This is a genomic window from Pannonibacter indicus, assembly GCF_001418225.1.
Lineage (GTDB): Bacteria > Pseudomonadota > Alphaproteobacteria > Rhizobiales > Stappiaceae > Pannonibacter > Pannonibacter indicus.
This window is the reverse complement of record NZ_LIPT01000013.1, coordinates 73,311-86,241: the sequence shown is the minus strand read 5'-3', so window position 1 is coordinate 86,241 and position 12,931 is coordinate 73,311. Positions and strand designations below refer to the sequence as shown.

Genomic DNA, 12,931 nt, shown 5'->3' with positions numbered 1-12,931 from the left:
TTCATAGGGAGCCAGCTTTCAAGGAGGCTGGTGATGGAAACGGGTTGGCGGAACGAACTGGAGGCATGGCTTGCGCCGTTTGCCGCCGCGCTACGGAACAAGACGCGGCGCCGGATGTGCCCGGCCTACATTTCGGGGCTGATCGGGCCGGGTGATCGCAAGAGTGTTCAGCCCATGGCTGCACGGGACGACGATGTCAGCTACGACCGGCTTCATCACTTTGCCGGCAGCGGGGTCTGGGACGAAGCACCGCTTGAGGCGGCGTTGCTTGCCGAGGCGGACCGACTGGTTGGTGGCGACGATGCCTGGCTGATCATCGACGATACGGCTCTGCCCAAGAAAGGGCGGCATTCGGTTGGCGTGGCGCCGCAGTATGCCTCGACGCTCGGCAAAAACGCCAACTGCCAGACGCTTGTGTCGGTCACGCTGGCCTCGCGCGAGGTGCCGGTGATGGTGGGCCTGCGCCTTTTTCTGCCGGAAAGCTGGACGAGTGATGCGGCCCGCCTTGATCGCGCCGGGGTTCCAGAGGGGCTGCGAGCGTACCGGACCAAGCCGGAGATCGCACTGGCCGAGATCGACAGGGTCCGTGCCGCAGGCGTTCGCTTCGGCTGTGTCCTGGCCGATGCGGGATATGGCCTCCCGGCATCCTTCCGGCAGGGCCTGAGCGAGCGCGGCCTTGCCTGGGCTGTGGGTATCCCGTTCAAGCAGAAGGTCTACCCTGCCGATGTCAGCATGGTCTTTCCCGTTGCCGCTCGCGGACGCCCGAGAAAGAACGCGATACCCGACATCACCTCGGTATCGGCACAAGCCATGCTGGAGGCGGCGAAATGGCGCCAGGTCAGTTGGCGGCGTGGCACCAAGGGCAAGCTTGCGGCCCGCTTTGCCGCAGTTCGCGTGAGGGTCGCGGACGGACCGCAGCAGCGTATCCACGACATGGGTGCCCAGCATCTGCCGGGCGAAGAAGTCTGGCTCGCCGGGGAACATCGATCGGCCGGCGAGCGCAAGTACTACCTCTCCAACCTGCCTGCCAACACGCCGATCAAGCAACTCGCCGGCGCCATCAAGGCCCGCTGGGTTTGCGAGCAGGCTCACCAGCAACTCAAGGAAGAACTCGGCCTGGACCACTTCGAGGGGCGATCATGGAAAGGCCTGCACCGACACGCGCTGATGTCCATGATCGCGCTCGCCTTCCTCCAATCCCTTCGCCTCAAGCAGGCCAAGGCATGTACTGAGCAAAGTCGAAGTGGGGGAAAAAAGAATCTCGGGACCACCACCGAAACCGAGCCTGCCAGCCATTAGGCAAGCCATCCTTGACCGTCTGAGCAGGCCGCCGGACAAACCATGCCCGCACTGCGGATGCCGCCCCAGCGACCCGCCAAAGAATAATCTGCCAAAGTCGTGCTAGGCTCAGGACTCATTGAAGCCACCATATGACAATTGCAGCGATTGTGATTGCGGCCATGAAGACGTCTGCCCGGCGGTCATGGCGGGTGGCGATGCGGCGCCAGCCCTCGAGCCGCCCGTAGTCCTTCGGTGCATCTTTCCACTGGAGGCCGTGCTTCAGCACATAGATGATGCCTGAAATCACCCGCCGGTCATCGACACGAGGAACACCATGAGAAAGCGGGAAGAACGGTTCGATCTTCGCCATCTGCGCTGGTGAGAGCAAATACAGATCAGTCATGGCAAACTTCTTTGCCATCCTGAATCACATCGCACGGGTCAATGCAAATTGATAGGTCCTGAGCCTAGAAGCAAGAAAATGGACGTGGCGGAAGAGGTGGGATTCGAACCCACGGTAGGCTCTCACCTACGCCGGTTTTCAAGACCGGTGCCTTAAACCACTCGGCCACTCTTCCGTTGTGCAAACCGTTTCGGGGCTTTGGGGGGGAATGTCAAGCGGGGTGGCGTGAATTTGTGAGGACTGCCCGGAACTTGCCAGAAAACGTGCCGGAAACATGCCTGAAAACCTCGCAGAAACCTTGGCTTAAAACTCCGAGGGACGGGCGGCACCCTGGGGCGTATCCCCGGAACAGCAGGATTGACTCGAAAAGGCGGCTTCAGCCTTGCCGTTGCCTCCGCCGGCCATCCCTGTCTATGAGCGCGCCTCACAGAACGCCGCAAAGGCCGGAGGGGCGCAGCCAGAACGGCTGCCGCCGCGCTGCGCATACAATGTCTTGTCAGGAAAAATTGCCCGCCATGTGTCCCCCGGAAGGGGGCCGCTGATCCGGCGTGTCGTGGGCAGGGGTGCAGGATCAGCGGCCGGTGCCGGGAAGGCCCCAGCCTGCGCAGGGCGGGGCGGCCCGTTGCAGTGGCATCACTTTAGGCGCTGCCGCCGCTGCGGTTTGTGATGGCGATCACAAAGTGATGCAATGATAGGCTCTAACCTTGAGGGATTCAGGCCTTGATGGGGCTGAGGCTTTTCAGGGCGGGGCGCGTCACCGCCGCGAAGCCTGGACAGACCGGCAGGGAATCTGCCTGTGCATCGAACTGCGTGCAGGAGTTCTGGCTGTGGACGTGCCAGAGGCAGGCAGAGCCAGGCGGGGCCGGGCAGATTCGGGGCATGAGCCCTCTGCCATGTCGCAGGATGGTAAATTATTTCAAGAAGGCGCCGGCGCTTCCGGCCCTGCCGGAGCGGCGGAAAACAGCCGCCCCGGACCTATATGGTGTACCGGATACGGTTTGATGGACTCTGTGGCGCTTTGGGACTTGGCGAAGCGGTAAGGATCAGGTAACCACTATGCGATTAACTGCGGCTGTTGCATTTCTGCGGGGGCGGAATGCACTTGCGCGCAAGAGGCCGAACGGTCAGTTTGCGCAACCGCGAGACAGTGCCGGGAAACCGGCTTCATGGAGCGCGTGTGCTGGGGCCGCCAGGCGCGTTGTGAGTGGGACGGCAGGATGCAAGGTTTGGGGAAACGCCCGATGGCAGCTATGGCTGAAAAGGCCGTATGCGCCAGCAAGGACGCTCAGGAGGCAAGTGGTGTGAAACTCCGCAAGCCCGCCCTGAAACTGACGATCGCGCTGACTGCAGCGCTCGCACTGGCGGCCTGCGAAAGTGCGCCGACCAAGAAACGCTCCTCCGAATATTTTCCCGAATCCAAATACGGCGTGAAGGCCAGCCCCCGCGTCGTCGCCGATGGTGAGCCGGTGCCCAAAGGCGGTGGCCGCGCCATCGTCGGCAAGCCCTACAAGGTGGCCGGGCGCTGGTATTATCCGAAGGAGGAGCCAGGCTACACCAAGGTCGGATTTGCGTCCTGGTATGGCGAGGCCTTCCACGGGCGCAAGACCGCCAATGGCGAGATCTATGACCGTCACTCGCTGACGGCTGCCCACGCCACCATGCCGCTGCCGTCCTATGCCCGCGTGACCAATGTGGAGAACGGCCGCTCAATGATCGTGCGTGTCAATGACCGCGGGCCGTTCCACGGCAACCGCGAGATCGATCTGTCGCAGCGCGTCGCCAAGATGCTGGGCACCAAGCAGGCCGGTATCGGCAAGGTGAAGGTGGAATATATCGGCCCGGCCCGCATGGACGGCGATGACGAGGCCTTCCTGATGGCGAGCTATAACGGACCGGATGCCGTGACGCCGGGCGGTACGATGCCGGGCACCATGCTGGCACAGGCCCCTGCTGCGCCTGCACCTGCAGCAGGGCCTGTCCGCGCGCCTGCCGCTTCTGTGATGGTTGCCTCTGCCGGGCCGCTGGCGCAGGGCGCCGGCAGCACGAATTATGTGCCGAGCTTCGCACCGCGCCCGCGTCCTCTGACACTGCCGCAGCCGGTGACGGTGGCTTCCACTTCCGGCACCACTCATCCGCAGCTTGATCCGTCCTACATGATCGCCTTCGATCCGGCGGTTGCCTATGAAAGTGCGGCGCAGATCATGGTCGCCTCGGCGAGCCCGGCGGCGTCTGCGGTCAATGTATCGGCGGCTGCCGCTGAAGCCCAGGCCATCATGAGCCCGGCCGCCGCCATCCCTGCCGGGGTTCCCGCTGCCGCTCCCGCCGTCCAGACACTGGGTGGACAGCCGCAAACCCTTGGTACCATCCGCGTGCCTGCGGCATCGCCGGCAAATGCGGCACCTGCGGCCTATCAGGATCCGTCAGCCGCCAGCCAGCCGCAGATGATCTGGCAGCCGGGACTTAACGCTCCGCGCAACCTGCTGCGCGGCGGGGCTGTGTCGTCCTATGCCGCCAACGACCGCATCAATGATGTTTTCGGCGCGTTCGAAACGTTCGAGAACAGCGCAACGTCCCTTCAGAAGCTGAACCGCTGAACTGGCGGCAGGTGCAGGCTGGATTCCGGCTGTTTGGGGCGGTTTTCGGCCGGGTGGAACATGATCGGGCAGGGTGAAACGGCCGCACGGCCGCTGCAGACAAGGTTCAAGCACTTCAGGCTTGCGGCCCTTGCCGCAGGGCTTCTGCTTTCCGGCCTGTGCATCCTTCGCCCCGCCGCGGCGCAGGATGTGCTGGCGACCCGCGCCGCGACCGCCATTCTTCTCGACCAGTCCAGTGACACGCTGCTTTATGCCAAGGCGCCGGACCAGCCGTTTGAGCCGGGCTCCCTTGCCAAGGTGATGACTGCGGCGATCGTCTTCGATGCGCTGAAGGCGGGGGAAACGTCCGAAGATACGCTTTACACGGTCAGCGAACATGCCTGGCGCACAGGCGGAGCGCCGTCACGCGGGGCGACGATGTTTGCGGCCGTGAAGTCGCAGATCGCTGTGTCCGACCTGCTGCAGGGGCTCCTCGTTCACAATGCCAATGATGCGGCCATCGTTCTGGCCGAGGGGCTGGCTGGCAGCGAAGAGGCCTTTGCCGGGCGCATGAATGCTCTTGCGGTCAAGCTTGGCATGAAGAACACGCATTTTGCCAATCCGACCGGCTATCCGGCGCCGGGCGTGAAAGTGACGGTACGCGATCTGAGCCTGCTGGCCGGCTATATCCTGACCGAGCACAAGGATCGCTACGGCCTGTTCAGCCAGCCGGAGTTCACCTGGAACAACATTTTCCAGCGGGCGAAGAACCCGTTTCTGGGCAATGTCACCGGGCTGGACGGGCTGGGGGCAGGGCAGACCGAAAAGGATGGGTTCAGCGGTCTTGTTTCGGTGGAGCGGAACGGGCGGCGGGTGATTGCGGCCCTCTCCGGCCTTCCCACGGACAAGGCGCGGCTGGCGGCGCTGAAGGATCTTGTCGAGGGGGCATGGGATGCCTTCACCCTCAACCGCCTGTTTGATGCCGGGGCACAGGTGGCCAGTGCGCGCGTGTTCGGCGGAACGGCAGGCGAGGTGCCGCTTGTGGCGGCGCGTACTGTTGAGGTTCTGTTGCCCACGGGCGGTACGATGAACTACCGGCTGCGCGCCGTTTATGACGGTCCGCTGCTTGCGCCGGTTGAAAAGGGCACCGTGGTGGGCGAAATCAGGGTGCTGGGGCCGGATGACGCCGTCGTTTACCGCGCACCTCTTCTGACGGGCGGTGACGTCAGCAAAGGCACGCTGAGCCAGCGGGCGATGAATGGTGTGCGTCAGTTGCTGTTCGGCTGGCTGTGATGCAGCGCCCTGCGGGGCGGATGAGTTGGAGAGTTTCGTTGGCGCTGGGGCGGTTCATCACATTTGAAGGCGGAGAGGGGGCGGGCAAGTCCACCCAGATCCGCCGCCTGCGCGAGCGCCTGCTGCAACAGGGGCTAGGCGTGACGCTGACGCGTGAGCCGGGCGGATCGCCGGGGGCAGAGATGATCCGCGAGGTGCTGCTGTCGGGCGCGGCGCGCAAGCTGGGTCCGCGCGGTGAAGCCATGCTGTTTGCCGCCGCCCGTGCCGACCATGTGGATGTGACCATCCGCCCGGCGCTGGAGCGCGGGGAGTGGGTTCTGTGCGACCGCTATGCCGATTCGACCCGCGTCTATCAGGGCGAGGCGGGCGTCGAGGCCCAAGTTCTGGATGTGCTGGAAGTGGCGGCCACAAACGGGCTGAGGCCCGACCTGACGGTGCTGATCGACGTTCCGGCCGCCATTGGCCTGAAGCGCGTGGCCACAAGGGCGCAGAATGCCAGCGGCCGCAGCCCGGACCGGTTCGAGACCGATGCCATGGAAACCCATGAGCGGCGGCGGCAGCTGTTTCTGGAGCTTGCGGACGCCGAGCCCGACCGCATTGTGGTCATTGACGGCGCTCAGGATGCGGGCGGCGTGGAAGCGGCCATCTGGCAAGTGGTGTCCTCCCGCTTCGGCCTGAAGAACAGGGAAGGCGCAGGATCCGGCCATGGCGCGTAACGCGGACATCGAAACCGTTCCGGAGGTCGATGCCATCGACGGCGTGCCGCTGCCGCGCGAGCAGTTTGCCCTCGTGGGTCAGGAGGCAGCCGAGCGCGAGTTGATTGAGGCCTACCGCTCGCCGCGCTTCCACCATGCCTGGCTGGTGGGCGGGCAGAAGGGCATCGGCAAGGCGACGCTTGCCTTCCGCTTTGCGCGTTTCGCGCTGGCCCATCCGGACAGGTTTTCACCCGAGGTAGCCGCTGCCAGCAGCCTTGCGGTGCCGGAGGGGCATATCGTCAGCCGCCAGATCGCGGCAGGCGCCAGCCCCAACGTGCTGCATCTGCGCAGGCCATATAACGAGAAGACCAAACGTTTCAAGACTGACCTGCCGGTCGACGAGGTGCGGCGCACCGTGTCCTTCTTCGGCACCACGGCTTCGGGGCAGGGGCTGCGGATCTGCATTGTCGATGCGGCGGACGATATGAACGCCAGTTCCGCCAATGCGTTGCTGAAAATTCTGGAAGAGCCGCCCGCCAACTCCATGTTTTTCGTGCTGTCGCATGCGCCGGGGCGCCTGCTGCCAACCATCCGCTCGCGCTGCCGCAGGCTGGACCTGCAGCCGCTGGACGAACGGGCCATGGCCCAGGCACTTGCGGGCATGCGTGGCGATGCAGATCCTTCCGCCATGGCGGATGTGACGCGCTTTGCCGGCGGAAGCCTGCGCTCGGCCCTGCTGCTGCTGGCAGGCGAGGGGCTGGCGGTGACGCAAGGCTTCCACAATCTCGCAGCCCGCCTGCCGCGCATTGATGCGGTGGCGCTGCATGCCTTTGCCGATCTTGTCTCGGCACGCGGCGAAACTGACAATTGGGAAGCCTTCCTGTCTGTGGCGCGGGACTGGATTCATGCCCAGTTGCGCGGGCCGGACGCAGGGAACGCCTCACGGCTTGTCAGGTGGACCGAGGTATGGGAAAAGATGGGCCGCGCGGCGGCTGATGCCGAGGCGCTCAATCTTGACAAGAAACAGGTGGTCATCGACGTGTTCCGCTCCCTCTCCGAGGCCATGCGAATGCCCGCATGACGCCTTGCCGCCTGCAAGGCACTGCTGATGACCGGACACCTGTCCGGCCGTTTCTTCCGTTTTTTGCCAGTTCCCGCCCGAAAGCATCCGAAGCGTCATGACCGACAAGCCCCGCTACTACATCACCACGGCCATTTCCTATCCCAACGGGGTGCCGCATATCGGCCACGCCTACGAGGCGATTGCCACCGATGCGATGGCCCGCTTCCAGCGGCTGGATGGCAAGGATGTGTTCTTCCTGACGGGCACGGACGAGCACGGCCAGAAGATGCTGCAGACGGCGCGCAAGGAAGGCATCACCGCCCAGGAGCTGGCCGACCGCAACTCCGCCCGTTTCCGTGCGATGGTGGAGGCCCTTGGCTGCACCAACAATGATTTCATCCGCACCAGCGAGGAGCGCCACCACAAGGCGAGCCAGGAGATCTGGAAGCGGATGGCGGCGAATGGTGACATCTACAAGGACAGCTACTCCGGCTGGTACTCGGTGCGTGACGAGGCTTTCTATCAGGAGGGCGAGACGGAAGTGCGCCCTGATGGCGTACGTTACGGCCCGCAGGGCACGCCGGTGGAGTGGGTGGAGGAGGAGAGCTACTTCTTCCGCCTGTCCGCCTATCAGGACAAGCTTCTGGCCCATTACGAGGCCAATCCGGACTTCATCGGCCCGTCCGAACGCCGCAACGAGATCGTCAGCTTCGTCAGCCGCGGGCTGAAGGACCTGTCCGTTTCGCGCACCACCTTCGACTGGGGCATTCCGGTGCCGGGCGACGCGCGGCATGTGATGTATGTGTGGGTGGATGCGCTCACCAACTACATCACCGGTGCTGGCTTCCCGGACGAGGGTGATGCGCGCTGGTCCTACTGGCCGGCGGATGCCCATATCATCGGCAAGGACATCATCCGCTTCCACGCGGTGTACTGGCCTGCCTTCCTGATGTCGGCCGGCATCCCGCTGCCCAAGCGCGTCTATGCCCACGGCTTCCTGTTCAACCGCGGCGAGAAGATGTCGAAGTCGGTCGGCAACGTCATCGACCCCTTCAGCCTGATCGAGCATTACGGCCTTGATCAGACCCGCTACTTCTTCCTGCGCGAGGTGCCCTTCGGACAGGATGGCAATTACAGTCATGAGGCGATCGTCAACCGCATCAATGCTGATCTGGCCAATGACCTCGGCAATCTGGCGTCGCGCTCCCTGTCGATGATCTCCAAAAACTGCGACGGCAAGCTGCCACAGCCCGGTGCGCTTCACCCTGCGGACGAAGCCATTCTGGCACAGGCTGATGCGATGCTGGACACCTGCCGAGCTGCATTCGGCAAGCAGGAAATCCATGCGGGTCTTGCTTGCATCTGGGCCTGCGTGGCCGAGGCCAACCGCTACTTTGCTTCGCAGGAGCCCTGGGCGCTGAAGAAGACCGATCCGGAGCGCATGAACACGGTGCTCTATGTCACGGCCGAAGTGATCCGCCAGATCGCCATTCTGGCCCAGCCGGTGACCCCGGCGGCCGCCTCCAGGCTGCTCGACAACCTGTCGGTGCCGGCTGGCGCCCGCAGCTTTGCAACGCTTGGCGCAGCCGGGCGGCTTGCCGCCGGCGTGGAAATCCCCAAGCCCGAGCCGGCTTTCCCGCGCTATGTGGAGCCGGAACAGGCGGACGCGTAAGTTGCGAAAATACGAAAGAGCGGGGAAATCTCTGCTCTTTCAAAGAGTTAAGAGGTTTATCCACAGCGGAGAGCACCGGTTCTCCACATGGATTGCCCGCATGTTATCCACAAGTTTCCCCAAGGCTTTCCCATGCTTGTCGACAGCCATTGCCATCTCGATTTTCCCGACTTCGAGGCCGAGCGGGACGAGGTGATTGCACGCGCCCATGCGGCTGGCGTGAAGCTGATGGTCACGATCTCCACGCGGGTGCGCAAGTTCCCGCAGGTGCTGGCCATCGCGGAAGCCTATGACAGCGTCTATTGCTCGGTCGGCACCCATCCGCACAATGCTCACGAGGAACTGGACGTCACGGCGGACGAACTGGTGCAGCTCGCCCAGCATCCCAAGGTCGTTGCCATCGGGGAAGCAGGGCTCGATTACTTCTACGACAAGGCACCGCGGGCCTCGCAGGCGCAGGGGCTTCGCACCCATATCGAGGCGGCCCGCCGCACCCGGCTGCCGCTGGTCATCCATTCGCGCGATGCGGATGAGGACATGATGGCGATCCTGAACGAGGAAATGGGGAAGGGCGCCTTCCCGGCGCTGCTGCACTGTTTCTCTTCCGGCCCGGAGCTGGCCCGGCGCGGCGTGGAGCTGGGGCTTTATGTCTCCTTCTCCGGCATCCTGACCTTCAAACGCTCCGAGGAGATCCGCGAGATTGCCGCCAGCGTGCCGCGTGACAGGCTGCTGGTCGAAACCGACGCGCCTTATCTCGCTCCGCAGCCCTGGCGCGGCAAGCGCAACGAGCCGGCCTATACGGCCTTCACCGCCCAGACCCTTGCCGAAGTGCATGGCGTGAGCGCGGAAGACATGGCCCGGCAGACGACGGACAACTTCTTCCGTCTCTTCACCAAGGCGAAACGGCCGGAGGCAGAATGAGCGCAGAGCTGGAGATCACCATCCTCGGCTGCGGATCATCAGGGGGCGTGCCGCGCCTTGGTGACGACTGGGGATGCTGTGACCCGGCCGAGCCGCGCAACCGCCGCCGCCGCTGTGCTCTGCTGGTGCGCCAGAAAGGCGAGGGGGGCGAGACAACGGTTCTCATCGACACCGGGCCGGACATGCGCGCCCAATTGCTCGACGCCGGGGCAGGATATCTGGATGCGGTGATCTATACCCATGCCCATGCCGATCACCTGCATGGCATCGATGACCTGAGGATGCTGGCGCTGCGCAACCGCATGAAGGTGCCCGTCTACATGGATGAGCCCACCTCGGCCCGCGCGCATGAGGCCTTCGACTACTGTTTCACCACACCGCCCGGCTCCTCCTATCCGCCGATCCTGGACGAGCGGCGGTTGACGGCAGGAGAGGAAACCGTGATCGGCGGAGCAGGCGGACCGATCGCCTTCCAGCCCATCCGGGTGCATCACGGGGAAATCGATTCCCTCGCGTTCCGCTTTCAAGATGTGGTCTATCTACCTGATGTATCGGAGATTCCCGAAAGAGAAGTGGCCCGGTTCGCCGGTCTGCGGCTGTTCATCATCGATGCCCTGCGCCGCACGCCGCATCCCAGCCATTTCTCGCTGGACGATGCGCTGCACTGGATCGCCAGCCTGAAGCCGGCGCGCGCCATCCTCACCAACATGCACAACGACATGGACTATGCCACGCTCTGCCGTGAGCTTCCGCCGCATGTGGAACCTGCCTACGACGGCATGGTGATCAAGCTGGCAGGCGGGGGAGCGGCGCCCGGCTCTTCGGACTGACCGGGCTCCAGCTCCTGTTAGCCGTTGCTCACTGCATAGGACTTCATGAACACGCGCACGGCTGAAGCGATGATTGCCTGCTGCTCGGCCTGAGAGGGCGCCGAGCCTGAGGTCAGCAGCATGCGCCGCATGGTGCCGGAGATGCAAAGATCCAGAAACTGGCTCGCCGCCAGTTCCAGGTCGCAGTCCGTGATCTGGCCGATCTCCTGCCGGTGCAGCAGGAATTGCTTCAGGTGGCGGATGCCCTTCTTCGGGCCTTCCTCATAGAGCAGGGCGCCAAATTCGGGGAACTTCTCCGATGCTCCCATCACCATGCGCAGGGTCGAGATGGTTTCGGGCAGTATCATCCGTGAAAGATAGACGATGCCAAGCCGCATGAGCGCGTCCTCAAGCGGTGCGCTGTCATCCAGATCCGTGATGCAATGCTCGGGCTGAAGCTGCCGGTCCTTCAGGATCAGCGCCTTGAACAGGGCTTCCTTGCTGTCGAAATAGACATAGAGCGTGCCCTTCGACACCCCGGCCTCACGGGCTATGGTTTCCATGCTGGCCCCATCAAAGCCATTGGCGCGGAACACACGGCGTGCGCCGTCCAGAATCTGGTTGCGTTTGGCATTGGCGGGCTGGCCGGACTTGTCTCCGTCCACCTGGTGGGCGTCCTGTGCAGTCATGATCCGTTTCAGCTCTGTTGCAGCGGCGTTGCCCCTACGTAGGTTCGGGAAGGTCCCTCTGTCAAATTCCACCCGGAAGGTGCCATGATTTCTGTGGGGGATGGGCCTTTTCCGGAGGGCCGCCCTTCCAAAACATCTATTGACCGAACCGTTCAGTCAAGCTATTTATGTGCGAAAGGCACACAACGAAGGCTCCCCCCGCCGTGACCAGCACTGCCACACTTCTCAAGACAGAAACCCAATCTCCCGCTTCCCGTACCCCCACCGGCAGCGGAGAGGAACGCCGCGCGGCTGCACCCGCGGCGGATGGCAGCGGGTCTCCCGCTGGCAGCCCGGAAGCACCATCCCCCACCCGTGCCCGGAATGCCCATGGAGACCCGCAGCCTGCCACCGGCCAGCAGGCCGGCGAGGGCGGCAGCACAGCGAAGGAGAAGGGCAAGGCGGGCAAGGTCATACGGGTCATCCTGCTCCTTGCCGCCGCGGCCGGTGCCTATGAGGGCTATGGCTGGTGGACCCATGGCCGCTTCATGGCCTCGACCGACGATGCCTATGTTTCGGCCGATATCACCACGGTTCTGTCCAAGGTGTCGGGCTATGTCGTCAGCATCGAGGTGGCCGACAACCAGCATGTGGACGCAGGGCAGGTGATCGCCCGCATTGATGATGGCGATTACCGGCTGGCCGTGCAGTCCGCAAAGGACAATGTGGCCAGCGCCGAAGCGACGGTGGAGCGTATTGCCCGCCAGATCATCGCCAGCCAAGCCTCCGTCGAGCAGGCGAGGGCGTCTGTCGAAGCGGCTGAAGCCCGCGCCATCGAGGCAAAGGCAAGTTACGAGCGCCAGGTGAAACTGACTGCGGGCAAGGTGTCGAGCCAGGCCTCTCTGGACACGGCTCTTGCCAACATGCGCGATGCCTCTGCCACGGTCGCCAGCAGCAAGGCGGCCGTCTCGGTCGCCGAAGCCAACGTGGCGGTGCTGGAGAGCCAGAAGAAGGAGGCTGAGCGGGCCGTAGCCTCCGCTCGCACGGCGCTGGAAAAGGCCGAACGGGATCTGGACTTCACCGTGGTGCGGGCACCGGTTTCCGGTGTCGTCGGCAACCGGGCAGTGCAGGTGGGCTCGCTACTGCAGACTGGCAGCCGCGTCGCCTCCATCGTGCCTCTGGCCGATGCCCGTATTGACGCCAATTTCAAGGAAACCCAGATGGATGCCATCCAGCCCGGCGCTTCAGTGAAGGTGACCGTCGATGCCTACCCGCAGCTTGAGCTGCACGGCACGGTGAAGAGCCTGTCCCCGGCGACCGGCTCCGTCTTCAGCCTGCTGCCGTCCGAAAATGCCACGGGCAACTTCACCAAGGTGGTGCAGCGCATACCGGTGCGCATTTCTGTTCCGGTAAGCGAGGAGGGTGCTTCCGTGCTGCGTCCCGGCATGTCGGTGGTCGTGGAAGTTGATACCCGCACCGGCACGCGGATCACGGGCCTTCCCGGCAGCAAGACCGCGAGCGCCCGCTGACAGGGGGCGCCCCAGAAGGGCTGC

At 64.0% G+C, this 12,931-nt stretch carries 11 protein-coding genes and 1 tRNA gene; 9 read left to right on the top strand and 3 right to left on the bottom strand.

The features are described from left to right. Window positions 1-33: 33 nt before the first annotated feature. Window positions 34-1,299 (top strand): IS701 family transposase, encoded by a 1,266-nt coding sequence (locus ASC48_RS16025; protein ID WP_055456724.1) that lies wholly within the window; start codon window positions 34-36, stop codon window positions 1,297-1,299. Between the two features lie 115 nt (window positions 1,300-1,414). Here ASC48_RS16025 and ASC48_RS20140 read toward each other — a convergent pair whose 3' ends face one another. Together ASC48_RS20140 and ASC48_RS16015 are read right to left on the bottom strand one after the other, a co-directional pair. After that, window positions 1,415-1,684, bottom strand: coding sequence for a transposase (locus tag ASC48_RS20140; RefSeq protein ID WP_279626056.1), 270 nt, complete (start codon window positions 1,682-1,684; stop codon window positions 1,415-1,417). An 85-nt stretch (window positions 1,685-1,769) separates the two neighbouring features. Next, window positions 1,770-1,859, bottom strand: a tRNA-Ser gene (locus ASC48_RS16015). A gap of 1,066 nt (window positions 1,860-2,925) precedes the next feature. Between ASC48_RS16015 and ASC48_RS16005 the strand changes: the two genes are divergently transcribed. The 7 genes from ASC48_RS16005 (at window position 2,926) to ASC48_RS15975 (ending at window position 10,731) form a co-directional block, all read left to right on the top strand. Then, entirely contained in the window at window positions 2,926-4,278 is a 1,353-nt protein-coding gene (locus ASC48_RS16005) for a septal ring lytic transglycosylase RlpA family protein (RefSeq protein WP_055456722.1), read from the top strand. 60 nt (window positions 4,279-4,338) lie between these two features. After that, on the top strand, window positions 4,339-5,550 hold the full coding sequence (locus ASC48_RS16000) for a D-alanyl-D-alanine carboxypeptidase family protein (RefSeq protein WP_072242669.1): 1,212 nt from the start codon (window positions 4,339-4,341) through the stop codon (window positions 5,548-5,550). A gap of 38 nt (window positions 5,551-5,588) precedes the next feature. Further along, window positions 5,589-6,266: a dTMP kinase gene (gene tmk, locus ASC48_RS15995; protein WP_244270082.1), complete on the top strand. Its 678-nt coding sequence runs from the start codon at window positions 5,589-5,591 to the stop codon at window positions 6,264-6,266. Next, entirely contained in the window at window positions 6,256-7,326 is a 1,071-nt protein-coding gene (locus ASC48_RS15990) for a DNA polymerase III subunit delta' (protein WP_055456720.1), read from the top strand. Before tmk ends, ASC48_RS15990 begins: the two co-directional genes overlap by 11 nt. A 97-nt stretch (window positions 7,327-7,423) precedes the next feature. Further along, on the top strand, window positions 7,424-8,980 hold the full coding sequence (gene metG, locus ASC48_RS15985) for a methionine--tRNA ligase (protein ID WP_055456719.1): 1,557 nt from the start codon (window positions 7,424-7,426) through the stop codon (window positions 8,978-8,980). Window positions 8,981-9,112: 132 nt separating this feature from the next. Then, a complete protein-coding gene (locus tag ASC48_RS15980) occupies window positions 9,113-9,901 on the top strand; it encodes a TatD family hydrolase (protein ID WP_055456734.1) in 789 nt (262 codons plus the stop codon). Further along, a complete protein-coding gene (locus ASC48_RS15975) occupies window positions 9,898-10,731 on the top strand; it encodes an MBL fold metallo-hydrolase (RefSeq protein WP_055456718.1) in 834 nt (277 codons plus the stop codon). The genes ASC48_RS15980 and ASC48_RS15975 overlap by 4 nt, the downstream gene beginning before the upstream one ends. A gap of 17 nt (window positions 10,732-10,748) precedes the next feature. On the opposite strand, the gene ASC48_RS15970 is transcribed toward ASC48_RS15975, so the two are convergent. Next, entirely contained in the window at window positions 10,749-11,399 is a 651-nt protein-coding gene (locus ASC48_RS15970; RefSeq protein ID WP_055456717.1) for a TetR/AcrR family transcriptional regulator, read from the bottom strand. A gap of 203 nt (window positions 11,400-11,602) precedes the next feature. Between ASC48_RS15970 and ASC48_RS15965 the strand changes: the two genes are divergently transcribed. Beyond that, window positions 11,603-12,907 carry an HlyD family secretion protein gene (locus ASC48_RS15965; protein WP_208975766.1) on the top strand — a complete coding sequence of 435 codons (1,305 nt, stop codon included), beginning with the start codon at window positions 11,603-11,605 and terminating at the stop codon, window positions 12,905-12,907. The last annotated feature ends 24 nt before the right edge of the window (window positions 12,908-12,931 follow it).

Coding starts and splice junctions, on each gene's coding strand:
- ASC48_RS15990 (WP_055456720.1), top strand. CDS start 6,256: ATGGCGCGTAACGCGGACATCGAAACCGTTCCGGAGGTCGATGCCATC.
- ASC48_RS15975 (WP_055456718.1), top strand. CDS start 9,898: ATGAGCGCAGAGCTGGAGATCACCATCCTCGGCTGCGGATCATCAGGG.
- metG (WP_055456719.1), top strand. CDS start 7,424: ATGACCGACAAGCCCCGCTACTACATCACCACGGCCATTTCCTATCCC.
- ASC48_RS16005 (WP_055456722.1), top strand. CDS start 2,926: ATGGCAGCTATGGCTGAAAAGGCCGTATGCGCCAGCAAGGACGCTCAG.
- ASC48_RS20140 (WP_279626056.1), bottom strand. CDS start 1,684: ATGACTGATCTGTATTTGCTCTCACCAGCGCAGATGGCGAAGATCGAA.
- ASC48_RS16000 (WP_072242669.1), top strand. CDS start 4,339: ATGATCGGGCAGGGTGAAACGGCCGCACGGCCGCTGCAGACAAGGTTC.
- ASC48_RS15980 (WP_055456734.1), top strand. CDS start 9,113: ATGCTTGTCGACAGCCATTGCCATCTCGATTTTCCCGACTTCGAGGCC.
- ASC48_RS15970 (WP_055456717.1), bottom strand. CDS start 11,399: ATGACTGCACAGGACGCCCACCAGGTGGACGGAGACAAGTCCGGCCAG.
- ASC48_RS16025 (WP_055456724.1), top strand. CDS start 34: ATGGAAACGGGTTGGCGGAACGAACTGGAGGCATGGCTTGCGCCGTTT.